The organism is Methanocella sp. MCL-LM, from assembly GCF_049676595.1.
GTDB lineage: Archaea > Halobacteriota > Methanocellia > Methanocellales > Methanocellaceae > Methanocella_A.
In genome coordinates, this window is sequence record NZ_CP187259.1 from 2,896,947 (window position 1) to 2,912,674 (window position 15,728).

Sequence of the window (15,728 nt, forward strand, 5' to 3'; positions counted from 1 at the left end):
TATATTTACCTTTCGGGCTATTATAGAATAAATAATAAGGTGGACGAATCCCACTACTCGATGAGCGTAGCGTACTTTTCCACGATCTCTTCCCACCCACGCTTAGGCGGCTCGAACGGCCCGGGCTTATCCTCCAGCACCCTGATGATAGCGGCTTTTATGGCGGATATGTCCCCCGGCTCTATAAAATATGTGCCCGCGTAATCGGCCAGAGATTCCTGGAGGCCGCCCACCTTCGATACGATGATCGGCTTCCCGAAGGTCATGGCGATGTGGGCTACCCCGCTCTGCGAGGCCCGGAGATAGGGTAGCACGACGATGTCCGCGGCGGAGAAGTACTGCGCCACCTCGTCGTCCGATACATACCGGTCCAGCAGCATGATGCGGTCCTTGTACTGGCATTCGTCCATAGCCTGGACAACAGATTCCCGGTCTTCCCAGATCTCCCCGACCAGCAGCAGCTTCGATCTATCGGCAATATCGGCCGGCAGCTCGTTAAATGCCCTTATGAGGTTTGGAATGCCCTTATATGGCCGGATCAGCCCGAATGACATGATGACGGTATCGGAGCCGAGGCCCAGAGAATTACGGGCAGCAGCTCTGTCGACCGCCTTATACTGATCGTAGAGGCCGTGGGGAATGACCTGGATCTGCTCAGCGCTCATCCGGTATTTCTCCGCCAGCAGCTTTTTGTCCGAGTCAGAGTGGGTCACGAAGCCGTTTGCCCGGCGGATCAGCAGGCGTCCCATCACCCGGGAATACATGCGGATAGGCAGGATCGATTCCTCGAACGGGTCCACCACTTCGTGAAACTCGAGGATGATTTTCGCCCTGAGCCGGAGGTTAATCAGGCAGATGATCAGGTGCATGTGGGCGGCAGAAGAGGTCCACCACTGCAGGAGAATAGCGTCGGGCTTCTCTTTCATTAGAAACTTGTACGCCCGGTACCAGGTCAGCGGATTATTCCAGTCCATGCCGTCGAACACGGCTACGTTCTTCTCAAAGCTCAGGTTCGAAAGGTCCTGGCCTACGTGCTTGTGCCCGGGGAACAGAAACTTGGGCAGAAGGTTCCTGAAGCAGACCACCGATACCCCGTATCTGGCAGCCAGCGCGTTAGACAGGCGAATCGTATAGTAGCTGATACCGCTGAGAAACTTCTTCGACGGGCCTACGACACAGACTTTCTTCCCCGACATGACAAGCACCGATGCTGTAAGCATTAAGGGCTCATTGATTTAAACACTTTTCTCCGCTGCATATTACTAACCACAGCGGCACAACGACACGGCAATAATGCGACTTGCAATAACCGGGTGGTAACTGGAACCACGGCGGCACGGCGACACAAAGACAGTGGCGATCCACGACAAGCCAGTGGTAAATAAAACCACAGCGGCACGGCGACACAAAGACAACCGTACCCGAATAGCAAGGCTCCTTTTTTATTGATCCACGGCGACACAGAGACAGAGCATTAACCATAAGCTTACTATCCAAGGGTTTCAGCCTGACTTTCGATCAATAACCTGAAGGAAGGAAATGATATTTGTCTCCGTGCCGTCATCCCACCGTGCCGCCGTGGATCTAAAAAGAGTGCCTTGCTATTAGGGTACGGTTTGTCGCTGTGTCGCCGTGGTTCAAATAACCATCCAGCCATAGCTTCCCGAATCGTCTCCGTGCCGCCGTGCCGCCGTGGTTAGAATATTAATCTGGTTATCGCTTCTCAAATCGTCTCCGTGCCGCCGTACCGCCGTGGTTAGAATGTCTGTTTTCCAGTTGTCAGGATAAGGAGCCGTACCGCCGTGGTTGAGAACAAGCACTTTGCGGCCGACCCGCAGTAGTGTATCGGCCAGGGCGCCGAAACATATTTAACCCGATTCCAATAAAGGATATCCGCCTATGAGAATTGCCCAGGTCTGCCCGCGGTACCCGCCGTACATCGGCGGTGTCGAGACTCACGTTGCCGAGATCAGCGGCAGGCTTGCCCGGGCAGGGCACGATGTGACGGTTATTTCTACCGATCCGGCCGGCAAGTATCCGCGCGATGAAGTGATCGACGGAGTCAGAGTACTACGGTTTCCGGCGTTTGCACCAGGCGATGCATACTACTTATCACCATCACTGTCAAATTTCGTGAAGAAGAGCCAGGGCTTCGACATCGTCCACGCCCATGGCTACCACGCGTTTCCGGCGCTGCTGGCGACGGCCTCCAGTGCCAGGAAGTTCGTCTTCACGCCCCACTATCACGGGAAGGGGCATACGCCTTTGAGGAACCTGCTCTTGAAGCCCTACAAGGTTGCCGGAAGCAGAGTTTTCCGCAGGGCCGACTCAGTCATCTGCGTCTCGGAATTCGAGAAGGGCCTGGTGTGCCGGGATTTCGGGTGCGATGGCAAAGTGAAGGTCATACCCAACGGGGTCATCAAGAGCGAGTTTGCCGGCCTGAAAACGGTGCGGGCCAGTAAAGTCATATTATATGTGGGCAGGCTGGAGCAGTACAAAGGTGTCCAGTACGCCATCCGGGCTCTGGGAGAGCTGCCGGATTACAGATTGCAGATCATCGGCAAGGGCCCGTATAAAGAAGCCCTTGTCAAAGAGGCTGCCGATGCAGGCGTTTCTGAGAGGGTAGAGTTCCACTCGGGGCTGACCCGGGAAGAGCTGCTCAAGTGCTATGCATCCGCCGAAGTCACAGTGATGTTATCTAAGTTCGAGGCATACGGTATTACCGTCGCCGAAGCGCTGACCGCAGGAGTGCCCACGATAGTGGCTAACGGCTCTGCGCTGTCCGAGTTTGTGGACGGCGGGCTCTGCCGGAGTGTGGACCTTCCGGTGTCGCCTGAGATGCTGGCGGACATGATCAGAAAGGCGGAGAGGATGCCGTACATGAAAGAAATCCTCGACTGGGACGACGTGGTTCGCAGGCTGCTGACAGTATACCAGGAGGGCTAATAGTGAAGATCGCCATCGTAGTGCCCTATTTCACCCCGTTCGTCCGGGGGAATGAGTTCGGGCTGGCGGATGGCCTGGCGAAGCTGGGCCAGGACGTGACAGTCCTTACCTCGACGGGCAAGGCGCCCCGGGAAAAGATGCTTAAGACCGACTACCGGGCGGACAATTCGGAGCCCTTCAAGGTGAAGTACCTCAAGACGCTCGTGGACATCGGAGAACTACCTCTGACACCTTCGATCATGGGGGAAATCCGCCGCGGCGGCTACGATGTACTGCTCCTGCAGGAAGACTACCAGCCCATTTGCCACCTGGCCAGCTTCGCTGCTAAAAGAGCCCGGATACCCACGGTGCTGTCTACGGAGCGCACGTACTTCCCGGCAGGAGTAAAAAGGCTCATGCTTGGCTGTTTCGACCTGACTTTCAACGCGTACACGAGGAATAGGGCTACAGTCTACACTGCTCACTGTAATGCAGCAAAGGCTTTCGCAGAGCAGCACCTGCGGGTGCCGGCCGGCCGGGTGAAGGTGGTGAACGTAGGCGTAGACGCCAGCCTCTTCAAGCCTACCGAAGGCAAGACTCCCCTCACGGAAGGCAAGTTCAAGATTCTGACAGTGGCGAGACTGCACCCGTACAAGGGCCTCGATACGCTGATCAGGGCTATGCAGATCGTGATGAAAAAAGTACCCTGTGCAGTGCTCTATATCATGGGCAGGGGCCCGCAGGCGGATGATCTGAAAAAGCTGGCGGCAGACCTCGGAGTCTCCGATGTTGTTCGGTTTGTGGAGGCGCCGGTGCCGAACACGGAAATGCCTGCCGTGTACACCAGCGCCGACCTGTACGTGCAGCCCAGCATGGTCGAGCCTTACGGCATCGCAGTGCTGGAGGCGATGGCCTGCGGCAAGCCTGCGGTTTGCAGCGACATCGGGGGCATGAGGGACACGGTCGCAGAGGGGAAGACCGGATTCCTGGTGCCGCCTTCAAACCCCGAGAGGCTGGCGGAAAAGATCGTGCAGCTGGCGGGCGACCGGGAAAGGCTGGCCGCGATGGGCGGGGCAGCGCGAAGCCGGGTAGAGACAGAGTTCGACTGGGCAGTCATCGCTAAGCAGTACCTCGAGATCATCAGGGGGCTAAAGCAGTGAAGCCGGCCGTGCTCTACGTAGCCCCGGAGATACCGCTGCCCCACGCTGTCAGCTTCCTGGGCGGGTCCACCCACGTCTCGGAAGTATCCGCTTCCCTGATCAGGAACGGCTTTACAGTCTATGTCCTGTGCCGGCGCATGTCGAAGGACCAGCCAGCCTTTGAGAAGCTGGCTGATGATCTGTATGTATGCAGAGTCTTTCGAGGACTCATCGTACCCGTGGGCGGAGGCGTCTCCAGCAAGGGTAACGGGAAGAAGCCGTCGGTAAAAGCCCGGCTGGTCAAGCTCGCAGAGCAGATCTACTTCGCCACGGTTTACCGGGCCGTGATGGCCCTGATCGCCGGCCGCATTATCACAAAGCACCGCTGTCAGGTGGTGCTGGAGCGCAATTCTGGAAAAGGCATCGGCGCGTTCCCGGCAAAACTGCTCGGAGTCCCCCTGGTCGAAGAAGTCATCGATCCGGATTACAGCCCGACAGCCTTGCGGATGGCCGACAGGGTCTTCACCTACACACCGAAAATACTGAACGGCCTGGTCCCGGCGGAGAAAATTGTCATTACGTCTGCCGGAGTAGACGCTGCGCTGTTCAGCAGGGCGGACGGGACAGAGGTCAGGAAGAAGCTGGCCCTCGACGGTAAGAAAGTCACGGTGTACGTCGGCGCCGCCAGCGCCTGGCACGGGATAGAAGTTCTGGTCAAAGCTGCCCGGGACCTGCCCGATGACTACAAGGTACTGATTATCGGGCAGTCCTCGAAGGAGATCGAAGAGCTGGCCCGGGAAACCGGTGTGTCGGACAGGCTGATCTTTACGGGATTCGTAGAACACAAGATGGTGCCTGAATACATCTCTGCGGCAGACGTGGCTGTCGCACCCTACGACCCCACAGGGTTCCCCGAGATGGAAAAGTACGGCTTCTACTTCTCCCCGATCAAGCTTTTTGAATACATGGCTTGCGGCAAACCCGTGATCGCCACCGATATCGACATCGTCAGGGACATTGTCAGGTCGAGCAACTGCGGCCTGATCGTGCCGCCGGGCGACTCTGAGGCGCTGGCAAAAGGGATCATGACCATTGCGGGGTCACCGGAGAAATGTGCCACCATGGGAGAGGCAGGGCGGAAAGCCTGCCTTGAAAAGTACACCTGGGAAGCTGTGGGCGGAAGTATCGCCGGAGCACTACGATCGCTGATTAGAAGCAGCTGAGAGATTTTCCTCCCCATATGCGGATATAGAAAACTTTTAGGGTTGTCAGGTACCGTTTACACGAAGTACACGAGGTACGCGAAGTACGCGAAGTTTTACTATAAGATCATTTTCCAGCATGCCGTTTTTATCGTACTTTGGGTACTTCGCGTACCTCGCGTACTTCGTGTAAACGGTACGGGCACTCATACAAAAAGTTTCAAGAATTGCTATGCTACTTATATGTGGCTGCCTTTTTGTACACATCAACCATATCCTGGGCAATCTTATCCCAGGAGAAATCCTTCTCGATGCGGTTTCTTATCTCAGGCACGTATGTCTTACCCGAATCTAGCGCCTGTACCAGGGCAGCGGCAAGAGCATCAGAATCTAACGCCGGCGCATATAAGCCCAGGTCCCCCAGCACGTCTCGTGCCCCGCCGACGTCGGTGGTAACTACAGGCTTGCCGCAGGCAGCTGCTTCAAGGATATTCAGGCTGCACCCTTCGGTGATGCTCGCCGATAAAAAGACTGAGCAGGCGTTATACAGCGCTTTCAGGTCTCCATGGGAAACCGGCCCGAGGAACTTGATACGATCGGATATGCCCGCCTTCTCCGCCTCCTTCCGCATCTTCTTCACGTAGCTGGCTCCCAGCCGGGGCCATGAGCCGGCAAAGGCGAAGGTCGTGTCAGGGTGAGCTTGCAGTACAGCTTTCGCTGCCCTGACCGCCACGTGTGCCCCTTTACGGGGGGTAATCGTGCCGACCGAGAAGATCAGCTTTTCCCTGGGCAGGCCGAACTTCTCATAGATCTGATCCACCGGCGCTTGCGGGCAGAACTCTGCGAGGTCGACGCCGTTAGGCACCATCGATATTCGCCCGGCGTCGACGCCCATGACCTTCAGCTCGTCAGCCGTCATCGAGGAAACCGGGTGGAAAGCGCTAAAGTAGCGTAGCGTATGCCGCTCGAACCTGTACTGGGAATAGATCAGGGTCGCCAAGAACAGCTTATAGCCCGGCGACAGAGGGTACTTTAAAAGGTTCGGTACGTCCGCGTGGTAAGTCCCGTGCACGGTAACGAGCGAAGGTGCCCCTTTAGGTGGCATCAGTGCAGGCGTATGCATGTGCACGAGATCGGGCTTGATCTTGTCTGCCGCCCGTTGAAGAGCGCCCTTTGCCCGCAGCGGCGCCTCGAACGTGTCGAGGACAGGCAGGCCGCTGGAGCCGGGCATGGGTATGGGCTCCTTAATCCAGTCCGAGCCTTTTCGTACGCTGCCGGAAAAAGCGTAAAATTCGATCTCTCCCGTGGCGGCCATGGCTCGCCCGAGGTCGTTGGCCACATTGCTGACGCCGCCGAAGCTGCCGAGGTTTCCTGCTACGAGGAGGACTTTAATCAAGTTTACACCAGCTTTGACATGTCTGTGCATCCCCGGCTGTCGACGAAGACCCGGTTCCACATTTCGACCATGAAGGCCAGCCACGTAGCGTAGTTGGCCTTGCCCTTCGAGAGCCCTTTGCCCTGGCTCAGCCGGACGAACGCCGCCCGGTCAAAATAGCCCCGCTCCTCGAAACGATCGCTGTCGATGACCGAGGCCATAACCTCGCCCAGGTCCTTCTGCATCCAGAGGTCGATGGGTATGTTAAAGCCCTTCTTCGGCCGGTACACGATGCTCGGTGGAAGCAGGTCGTCAACCGCCTTCTTCAGCACGTATTTGCCATCAGTTCCGTTCAGCTTGACAGGGGAGGGCAGGGACATGGCATACTCCACCACTTTGTGGTCGAGGAAAGGCACTCTGGCCTCCACGGAGTGCGCCATCGAGATCTTGTCCACCCTCAGCAGCTGGTGGTTCGGCAGCATCTGTTTCACGTCGAACTTCAGCGCCCGGTAGAGCGGGTCTCTGGCCCCGCTGTTCAGGTGGCCGTCGATCTCTCCGGACGGGTCTGCACCGTTGCACAGCGCAGGCAGCAGGTAGCCCTTTTTCTCCCGCTCGCTGAGTGGTATGCGTTTGAAAGTGAAGTACCGGGTCCTGAGCTGCCCCGGGATCACAGAATATTTCGGCGAGAGCGATCTGTATTCGCCGTAGCCGGCGAACAGCTCGTCCGAGCCTTCGCCCAGCAGCGCCACGGTAACCCGCTTTTTGACCTCCCGGCTGGTCACGTAGAAAGGCACGGCGGCAGGGTCGCTTAACGGCACCTCGGCATGCCACAGCACCTTCGGAATGAACTCGGTCATCCTGTCCATGCCGATGCGGATCTCGTTGTACTCCGCCTTGCAGTGATCGGCTACCAGCCGGGCGTACTCGAACTCGTCGGTCGCCTCGCCATAGCCGACTGTAAAGGTCTTCACAGGGTCGGCCGAGTGTTTGCTCATCAGCGCTACGATAGCGCTGGAGTCCAGGCCGCCGGAGAGGTAAGCGCCGAGCGGCACCTCGCTCATCAGCCGGATTCTGACGGCTTCCTCCAGCAGCTTCCTTAGGCCTGCGGCGCAGGCGTCGGGAGATGCTGTCGAAATTTCAGCGTCCTCGATGTCCCAGAACTTACGGATCGCCATCGTCCCGTTCTGGCAGACCATCATGTGGCCCGGGAGCAGTTTCATGACGCCTTTGAACATCGTGTCGGTGCCCGGGATGGTGCGGTAGGTGAACATCCGGTTGACCGCGGCGGGGTTCATCTCGGGCTTGAAGCTCTCGTGCTGCAGGAACTGCTTGGCCTCCGAGGCGAACATGAAAAGGCCGTCGACCGTCGTGTAATATACGGGCTTGATGCCCAGCCGGTCCCGGACGATGATCAGCTTTTTCTTAGCGGCATCCCAGAGGGAGATAGCAAACATCCCCCGCAGGTGCTTCGGGAAGTCCTCACCATATTCTTCATACAGGTGAGGGATGACCTCGGTGTCGCTGGTAGTGTAGAAGCGGTGGCCTTTCTGCTCCAGGCCGGCTTTCAGCTCCGCGTAGTTGTAGATCTCCCCGTTGTAGACCACCCACACGGTCTGGTTCTCGTTGTGGATGGGCTGGTGGCCTGTGGATACGCCGATGATGGCCAGCCGCCGCATGCCCATGGTGAAGCCGGTATCCGAGTAGTAGCCATCATCGTCGGGGCCGCGGTAGCTGATCACGTCGCACATTTTCCTGACGAGAGCTTCGTCCGCCCTGCCCAGTATTCCGCCTATGCCGCACATTGTTTTACCTCTTTTTCACCGCTGTCTCGTATACTTTTTCAACCTTCCCCGCTATGGCATCCCACGCGAAGCCGGCAGCGAAGGCCCTGGCGCTGGTCCCCATACCCTTAGCCTTAGCCGGGTCCGAGAGGAGTTCGGTGGCCCGCTCTGCCATCTCGGTATAAGTGTTGACCAGATAACCCGTAGAGCCAGAATCGACCGCTTCTTTGACCCCGCTCGTGTTGAAGGCCACCACTGGCAGGCCGCAGGACTGCGCTTCGAGCAGGACGATGCCAAAGCCCTCTTCCTTGGACGGCAGCAGGAAGACATCCGAAGAATTATAGAGCCTGCGGAGCTCTTCAAAGGGCACTGCCCCGAGGAGCTTGAGATTGCCTGAAAGCCCTTTGTCAACTATCGCCCGCTTTACGCTGTCAGTATAATCTTTCCAGGTATCGAACTCTTTCCCCACGATCCTGACCTGAACGCCCGGGTTGAGCCTGACGATTTCAGGGACCACGTGGCTCACGAATTCCAGGTAGCCCTTCCGGGGGTCGATCCGGCCTACGACCAGGATGGTCCTGCCGTTCTTTGCATAGGCTGCCTGATCTGCAAACCGGCTGATGTCGATCCCGTTAGGGACGACGGTCATCTTTTTCTTGCTGATCAGGTAGTCCGAACTCGCCCGGTCTTTCGTATAGTTGCTCACGCAGATGATGGTTTTGGCAAAATGGCCGGAGAGGAACTCTTCCAGGTAAAACTTGGCAAAGTACTTTTTCTCGAAGAGACTCCTGGTGCTCACCCGGTACTCGCTGATCGCCGTAGAGTGAAACGTTTCGACCAGAGGGATGCGGTCCAGCAGGCAGTTGAGGATGACGTTGAAGCCCGCGCACCCCTGGGCATGGATAAGGTCAAGCTGGCCTTCCCGGCGGAGGCTGCGCACTCGCCGGTAGACGCCGAGAGTGAACGGCTTTTCGCCGATAACGTCGACGGTCACGTTTGGCGGTACCGGCATGTCTACGCCCATGCAGATGATGCGTACCTGGTGGCCCCGGTCTGCCAACGCCCTGGATAGCTCGACCGCCTGCGTCTGGATGCCACCCGATTCCAGGACTCCGCCCACCACCATACAGATCTTCATGCTTGCTCCCGCCTGATCTTTGAACACTGCTGGCTGATAATGCGATTCTTACATATATTTCCTTTATGGCTCCCGGTGGTATCACCACAGCCCTGAGAAAAAGGTTATAAGGCTTCAGAAGCAGTTTAGGATAAGGCTGACGTATAGGCCTTTCACATGGAGCGACGGGGCATGCGGGTACTGATCATCACTGCGTTTATCCCCTCCAGAGGAGGAGGCGGAATCGAGAGGCACGTCTACGATCTGGCCATGGGGCTGAGGAAGCGAGGCGTGGACGTAACTGTCGCCTGCGAGAACGCCATCCATTTCCCGGGGCACGCCGAGGACATACGGGACCACCTGAAGCTCATCGATGTCAAAAGAGGTACTTCTCCCCTGCTCATGCCTCTCAAGCGTAATCGCTCGCTATCTATCCTGCTGGCCTCGACTGACTACGCGGTCGGTAATCTGAGATACTCGAGCGCAGTTTCGAAGGCGATCAGGCCGGAGGACTACGACGTCATCCATGCCCATGCGCAGCATGGCTATTCCACTTTCTCCCGATGTAGACGGCTGAAGAAGAGGCCCGGCCTGGTGATGACCCTGCACGGCACGTTTGCGGGCTATTATGCCAGCCTGCGCAGGCACCACCTCGGGGCCCCCGTCCCGATGCCGGACATTCTGGTCAACTCCTGGATGGAGTACCGGTCTTCGAAGGCGGCGGACGCCTGCATCGCGATCTCGAAGAACGACGCCCTGGAAGGATACAAGCACTACCGCGTGCTGGAGAGCAAGACTCACGTGATATACAACTGGATTGACAGGAGCCTCTTTTACCCCAGAGACCGGCTGGCGGCAAGACAGGCCCTCGGGCTGGACCCGGGTAAACAATACCTGATGTACACTGGCAGGGCAGACGGAGCCAAAGGGTATTTCCTGCTGCTGGACGCGATGAAGAAGGTAGGGGATAAAGCGACGCTGCTGGTCGCGTCCAAGGGTGCCGGAGGCTATGGCGAGAAGAATATGAGCAACGTCAAGTGCCTGGGCTACGTGGACGACGAGGTGCTGCCCCTGTACTATGCGGCAGTAGACCTCTTTACGCTGCCGAGTATCTACGAGGGCTTCGGCCTGTCCTACCTGGAAGCCATGTCCTGTGGCTCGGTCCCGATAGCGATCGACGAGGGGCCCATGAACGAGATCGTGGACGAGAAGGTAGGCTACCTCTGCGGCAAGTTCGAGGCGGGAGCTTATGCGGATACCATCCTGAAGGCGCTGGGAGAGGACCTGGCGCAAAAGCGTGCGGCCAGCTACCAGAAATCGCTGACTTTTGACATGGATAGATCGATCGATGAAACGCTCGCCGTCTACGAGTCTACGGTTAAGCACTGACAGCCGGACACCAGAAAAGCCTTACCGAAGCAAGCGTAAATAGAGACAGGTCAGACCTATGAGCACGATAAAAAAGATAGCGTGGAACACCGCCCTGATGACTTCGGCCAGCATCATTAGCCTGAGCCTAGGATTCATCATCAACATTTACCTCGCCAGGGACCTGCAGGCAGGTAATTATGGTGTTATCAACGCTGTGCTCAACCTGTCGACCCTGTTCTCTTTCGTGGCGGATTTCGGGATCAGCACTTACCTGACCATGGAGCTTGCCCGCAGGCCGGAGAAGATTAAGCCATACTTAGGAAACGCTCTGTCGATGAGGCTGATCTTCATCGCCATTGCATATACCGGAATTATTGCCACTGCTTACCTTGGCGGTTATAACCAGGAAAAGTATATTGTAGCCTTTATTCTCGGAGCGTACCTGATGGTGACCGCCATCTCCCAGGTGTTTCAGGCCACCTTCCAGGCGGTCCAGAAGATGGAACACAGTGCGGTTTGCCAGGTGCTCAACCCGCTCGTACTGATAGTAGGCATGTACTACGTGCTCACCGGAAACATGGGAATTATCGCCCTTTCGCTGGTTTACCTGGCGTCGGGACTGGTGCTGCTGGCGTATAACCTCATCATGGCCGTCCGCCTGTTTTCGTTCACCCCGCCCCGGTTTGACTTCGACCTGTGGAAAGTCCTGCTGGTAGGCGGCTTCCCCTTTATCATCAGCTCGGTCTTTTACTTCCTCTCCTTCCGCATAGATATCCAGCTCATCGACTTCATGCTCGGCGATGTCCAGGTAGGATATTATAGTGCGGCCTACAAGCTTATCGAAGCTCTCACGTTCCTGCCCATCATTTACACTACCGTCATCTTCCCGGTGATCTCTGCCTACTTCCACCAGAACAACTCAAACCTGAAGGTGCTGCTGCAGAAATCGCTTAAATATGCGTACATACTGGGCTTCCCGATCGTAGTCGGGTTGTTCTTGCTCTCGGATAAGTTCATCTTCTTCCTCTACGAGGACGGGTACAACCCGGCCATACCGGTCCTGCAAGCCCTTGCTGTCGGGCTCCTGATCAGCTTTGCGAACACTATCTGGGGCTCGTTTTTAATGGGCACTAATATGCAGATTGCCAGTAATAAAATCAGCATCGGCTCCATGATCGTCAACATCGCTCTGAACCTCGCAGTCCTGCCGGTGTTCGGCATCGTCGGCTCTGCCTGGACTATGGTGATTACCAACCTGGTAATCTTCAGTGTCATGTACTACCTGGTCAAGAAAGCCGGATACAGCTTCATGTCAGTGGCGGACGCCGCAAAGATCACGATCTGCTCGCTGCTCATGGGATTGTTCGTCTACTTCGCGCACGATAACAACCTGTTCGTCATCATCGCAGCCGCAGCGGTCATCTACTTCGCCCTCATCTTCCTCACGAGAACATTCTCGAAGGATGACATAGAGCTCTTCATGAAAATATTCCACAGGAAGAAAGAGATAACTATTTAGCACACATATGCGGTAATAACCTTTTCAATGGCCGGTATCAGCGCTTGTATCGTGGTGCGGAACGAGGAAAAGTTCGTCCGCCGCTGCCTCGAAAACATCAAGGGCGTCGTGGACGAGATCGTGGTGGTCGACGGGCAGAGCACAGACAGCACGGTCGAGATTTGCAGACAGTATACGGACAGGATATTTTTTAGAAAGCCTCAGGGCTTTGCCAACCCGGACTACCAGTTCGCCATCGAGCAGGCCACCCAGGAATGGGTCCTCGTGATCGATGCCGATGAGCTGCTATCGGATGAAATCCTGGCGAGCTTGAGAGACCTCGCCAGCACTGATGTATATGCTGCTTATGCCTTCCCCCGGCGAAACTACTACGACCAGGCTGGCCTCAAGTGGACGAGCCACGTCGCATACCCGGACTACCAGGTCCGGTTTTCCCGGCAGGACAGTATCCTGTACACTGGCCAGATCCACGAAACCCCGCAGGTCAAAGGTAAGACAAAATTCCTTGACGACAAGTACTACATGATACACCTGGTGCCGGGAAGCTACGAGTTCAAGGACTTCAAATCCCACTATATTCGCTTCGCAAAAATTCAGGCAAGACAGGAAGGCCTGAGCCGCTCAAGGCCAATGTATTTCCTCAAGGCGTTCAGCGATTTTGTCTGGACACTCAACGAGAACCTGATCCGTAAAAAGGGCTACAAGGACGGAGCAGCCGGCCTGTGTGCTACTTTCATGTTTGCCTCGTACAATTTCCTGGTGAGCTGGTACAAGGCCACGGGACAGTCAGCAAAGTGACCCGCTGCGGAAAGGATAATGATGGACGACACCGGAAGCTTATACAGTAAGTGGAAATACCCCGTTCTGCTGGCCTTGTGCACTGTACTGGCGTTATTGCTGCGGGCCTATAATATCGGAACCGAGAGCTTTTGGGTCGACGAGACCTTCAGCGTGACCTTTTCTCAGCACAACGATCTTATGAAGATCGTCGAGCTCACATACGCAGACGTTCACCCGCCCCTGTACTTGCTGATCCTGCATTATTTCCTGATGCTTCCGGGCCCCGTCGAAATCGTAGCCAGGCTGCCGTCCCTGATCTTCGGCGTGCTCTCGATTCCAGCGATATACATTGCGGGAGAAAAGCTGCTTAAGAGCAAGCAGGCAGGTATTATCGCTGCGTTTTTACTCGCCATATCCTTCGCGAGCATCACGTATTCCCAGGAGGCGCGGATGTACCCGCTGATGATCTTCCTGGGCATCGTCGAGATAACCGCGATGTACTGTGCATTAGAGGAGAATAAGAGGATATACTGGGCTCTGTTCACCGGTTCTGCCGTCCTTATAATGTACACGCACTACTACGGTTTCCTGCTGACAGGCGCGCTCCTCCTCTGGGCATTAGTTGCTCTTCTATACAAGGACTGGAAAAGCAAGCCTTTTCGGCTATCCGGGGCGTCAAAGACGCTCGTCGTCTCTGCGTTAGTGATAGCAATCCTGATGCTACCGCAGGTTCCCTACATCATCTCCCAGTCGAAGTCTGAGAACGTCAACTCCGACATCCACACGGATGGCATCTTATTCTACCCTAAGCTGTTCTACTTCCTCTCAGTAGGAGGCATTAAAAACCCCGTATCGATCTTCACGCTGGCGCTAACGGTCATAATCGGAGGCCTGTTCGCAGCGGGACTACTGGAAGCATACCAGAAAAAGCGGCTGGCAACAGTGTACATGGTGGCCATCATAGGCATTACTTCGCTTGTCGGGCTGCTGCTGACCTATAAGATCAGGTTTTGCGGGTATAGATACTTCATCTATTTACTGTTACCTTACCTGCTCCCCGTTTCTGCCGGCATGATCTATGTCGGCGAGCAGATACCGGCCCTTATGGCAAAGAACGGTCTCAGGACTAGCCGGATAACGGAGATTGCGAAAGGTGGGCTGCAAGGTAAGATGGTTATTATCATAGCGATTCTGTCGATCATCGTCCTGTTTGAAGCGGCGGGAATTTCACCGCTTTACAGCCAGGTCAACGTCGACTTACGGGATGGCATGAACTATGTCCTCGAACATAAAGACCCGTCGGAGAAAGTGATCGTCATCAACGGCGACAACAGGACAATGGAATACTATGCCACCCTGACAGGGATATCCGGCGCGCTGGTCAGCCCTTCCAGCTATCAGGGCAATGTAAGCGAGGACCTCAAAGGCAATGTCTCCTGGGTGATCATATCTGATGCCAAAGATCGGCCGGACAACGCCGCGACTATTGTATGGCTGGAAAACAACACGGTACGCCGGGCTTCGTTCTCCAGGGTCACAGTGTACAGCACTGGTTAAAAGTAAAAGATAAAGGGTTAGATCGAGCTTTTGAACCACTCAATGGTCTGATTGAGCCCTTCGTCCAGCGATACTTCAGGCTCCCAGCCAAGCAACCTTTTTGCCTTGCCGATGTCAGGCCTGCGCTGCATGGGATCATTCTCCGGCAGTGGCCGGAACACGATCTCGCTGCCGCTGCCGGTCATCGCCTTGATCTTCTTCGCGAACTCCAGCACGGTCATCTCCGTGGGGTTACCAAGGTTGATGACCTCGCCTTTGACGTCTTTGTTCATGGCCAGGTAAATGCCCCTGACTAAGTCCGACACGTAGCAGAAGCTACGAGTCTGGTTACCTTCGCCATAGACGGTCATCGGCTGCCCGGACAAAGCCTGGAGGGTAAAGTTCGGCACCACCCGCCCGTCATCCGGCCGCATTCTCGGGCCATAGGTATTGAAGATCCTGATAATCCTGCCATCCAGCCCGTGGTACCTGACGAAGGCCATAGTGAGCGCTTCCGAGAAACGTTTGCTCTCGTCGTAGCAGCCTCTCGGGCCGATCGGGTTGACGTGGCCCCAGTAAGTCTCCGGCTGGGGGCTGATCTCCGGGTCGCCATAGCTCTCCGAGGTCGAGGCTTCCAGGAACCGGGCCTTCTTTGCCAGGGCGAGGTTGATCACGTTATACGTGCCGAGGCTGTTAGTCATCAAGATCTCTTCAGCCTGGGTGAAGAAGTCCACCGGGGACGCCCTGGATGCCATGTTGTACACAAAGTCGATCTTGCCGTCGATCTTCAGAGGCTCCCTGATGTCGTGCCTGATAAATTTAAACCGGTCCTCGCCGATGATCCTGTCAAGGTTACCCAGCCGGCCGCTGCCGAGGTTGTCGACAGCGATGACGTTCTCCCCTTTGCTCAGCAAGTATTCGCAGAGGTGAGACCCGATGAAGCCCGAGCCTCCTGTAACCAGCGATGTCACTGTCATGAATAT

Annotated in this window: 12 protein-coding genes; 7 read left to right on the forward strand and 5 right to left on the reverse strand. The window is 56.2% G+C overall.

The window, feature by feature from the left end; all coding sequences use genetic code 11:
- Positions 1-53: 53 nt before the first annotated feature.
- On the reverse strand, positions 54-1,196 hold the full coding sequence (locus ACPLPM_RS14785; RefSeq protein WP_424357539.1) for a glycosyltransferase: 1,143 nt from the start codon (positions 1,194-1,196) through the stop codon (positions 54-56).
- Between the two features lie 703 nt (positions 1,197-1,899).
- Between ACPLPM_RS14785 and ACPLPM_RS14790 the strand changes: the two genes are divergently transcribed.
- Genes ACPLPM_RS14790 through ACPLPM_RS14800 form a run of 3 tightly spaced genes read left to right on the forward strand, consistent with a single transcriptional unit; the run spans position 1,900 to position 5,287 of the window.
- Positions 1,900-2,946: a glycosyltransferase family 4 protein gene (locus ACPLPM_RS14790; protein WP_424357540.1), complete on the forward strand. Its 1,047-nt coding sequence runs from the start codon at positions 1,900-1,902 to the stop codon at positions 2,944-2,946.
- Positions 2,947-2,948: 2 nt separating this feature from the next.
- The gene (locus ACPLPM_RS14795) at positions 2,949-4,085 is read left to right on the forward strand and encodes a glycosyltransferase family 4 protein (protein ID WP_424357541.1); all 1,137 of its coding nucleotides are present in this window, start codon (positions 2,949-2,951) and stop codon (positions 4,083-4,085) included.
- Entirely contained in the window at positions 4,082-5,287 is a 1,206-nt protein-coding gene (locus tag ACPLPM_RS14800; RefSeq protein WP_424357542.1) for a glycosyltransferase family 4 protein, read from the forward strand. Before ACPLPM_RS14795 ends, ACPLPM_RS14800 begins: the two co-directional genes overlap by 4 nt.
- Before the next feature lie 214 nt (positions 5,288-5,501).
- Here the strand turns inward: ACPLPM_RS14800 and ACPLPM_RS14805 are convergent, their stop codons facing one another.
- The 3 genes from ACPLPM_RS14805 to ACPLPM_RS14815 are packed head-to-tail and all read right to left on the reverse strand — an operon-like array spanning position 5,502 to position 9,587.
- Positions 5,502-6,662: a glycosyltransferase family 4 protein gene (locus tag ACPLPM_RS14805; RefSeq protein WP_424357543.1), complete on the reverse strand. Its 1,161-nt coding sequence runs from the start codon at positions 6,660-6,662 to the stop codon at positions 5,502-5,504.
- A 2-nt stretch (positions 6,663-6,664) separates the two neighbouring features.
- The gene (gene asnB, locus ACPLPM_RS14810) at positions 6,665-8,443 is read right to left on the reverse strand and encodes an asparagine synthase (glutamine-hydrolyzing) (protein ID WP_424357544.1); all 1,779 of its coding nucleotides are present in this window, start codon (positions 8,441-8,443) and stop codon (positions 6,665-6,667) included.
- 4 nt (positions 8,444-8,447) lie between these two features.
- A complete protein-coding gene (locus ACPLPM_RS14815) occupies positions 8,448-9,587 on the reverse strand; it encodes a glycosyltransferase family 4 protein (protein WP_424357545.1) in 1,140 nt (379 codons plus the stop codon).
- Between the two features lie 144 nt (positions 9,588-9,731).
- Here ACPLPM_RS14815 and ACPLPM_RS14820 point away from each other — a divergent pair, with 144 nt between their 5' ends.
- Genes ACPLPM_RS14820 through ACPLPM_RS14835 form a run of 4 tightly spaced genes read left to right on the forward strand, consistent with a single transcriptional unit; the run spans position 9,732 to position 14,766 of the window.
- Positions 9,732-10,928, forward strand: coding sequence for a glycosyltransferase family 4 protein (locus tag ACPLPM_RS14820; protein WP_424357546.1), 1,197 nt, complete (start codon positions 9,732-9,734; stop codon positions 10,926-10,928).
- A gap of 58 nt (positions 10,929-10,986) precedes the next feature.
- Positions 10,987-12,429, forward strand: coding sequence for a flippase (locus ACPLPM_RS14825; RefSeq protein WP_424357547.1), 1,443 nt, complete (start codon positions 10,987-10,989; stop codon positions 12,427-12,429).
- A gap of 27 nt (positions 12,430-12,456) precedes the next feature.
- A complete protein-coding gene (locus tag ACPLPM_RS14830) occupies positions 12,457-13,227 on the forward strand; it encodes a glycosyltransferase family 2 protein (RefSeq protein ID WP_424357548.1) in 771 nt (256 codons plus the stop codon).
- An 18-nt stretch (positions 13,228-13,245) separates the two neighbouring features.
- A complete protein-coding gene (locus tag ACPLPM_RS14835) occupies positions 13,246-14,766 on the forward strand; it encodes a glycosyltransferase family 39 protein (RefSeq protein WP_424357549.1) in 1,521 nt (506 codons plus the stop codon).
- A 17-nt stretch (positions 14,767-14,783) separates the two neighbouring features.
- Here ACPLPM_RS14835 and ACPLPM_RS14840 read toward each other — a convergent pair whose 3' ends face one another.
- Complete coding sequence (locus tag ACPLPM_RS14840) at positions 14,784-15,722, reverse strand: UDP-glucuronic acid decarboxylase family protein (protein WP_424357550.1); 939 nt, start codon at positions 15,720-15,722, stop codon at positions 14,784-14,786.
- Between the last annotated feature and the right edge of the window lie 6 nt (positions 15,723-15,728).

Bases quoted from the DNA above. Each gene is read 5' to 3' on its own strand.
- ACPLPM_RS14785 (WP_424357539.1), bottom strand. From the start codon at position 1,196: ATGTCGGGGAAGAAAGTCTGTGTCGTAGGCCCGTCGAAGAAGTTTCTC.
- ACPLPM_RS14790 (WP_424357540.1), top strand. From the start codon at position 1,900: ATGAGAATTGCCCAGGTCTGCCCGCGGTACCCGCCGTACATCGGCGGT.
- asnB (WP_424357544.1), bottom strand. From the start codon at position 8,443: ATGTGCGGCATAGGCGGAATACTGGGCAGGGCGGACGAAGCTCTCGTC.
- ACPLPM_RS14820 (WP_424357546.1), top strand. From the start codon at position 9,732: ATGCGGGTACTGATCATCACTGCGTTTATCCCCTCCAGAGGAGGAGGC.
- ACPLPM_RS14825 (WP_424357547.1), top strand. From the start codon at position 10,987: ATGAGCACGATAAAAAAGATAGCGTGGAACACCGCCCTGATGACTTCG.
- ACPLPM_RS14830 (WP_424357548.1), top strand. From the start codon at position 12,457: ATGGCCGGTATCAGCGCTTGTATCGTGGTGCGGAACGAGGAAAAGTTC.
- ACPLPM_RS14835 (WP_424357549.1), top strand. From the start codon at position 13,246: ATGATGGACGACACCGGAAGCTTATACAGTAAGTGGAAATACCCCGTT.
- ACPLPM_RS14840 (WP_424357550.1), bottom strand. From the start codon at position 15,722: ATGACAGTGACATCGCTGGTTACAGGAGGCTCGGGCTTCATCGGGTCT.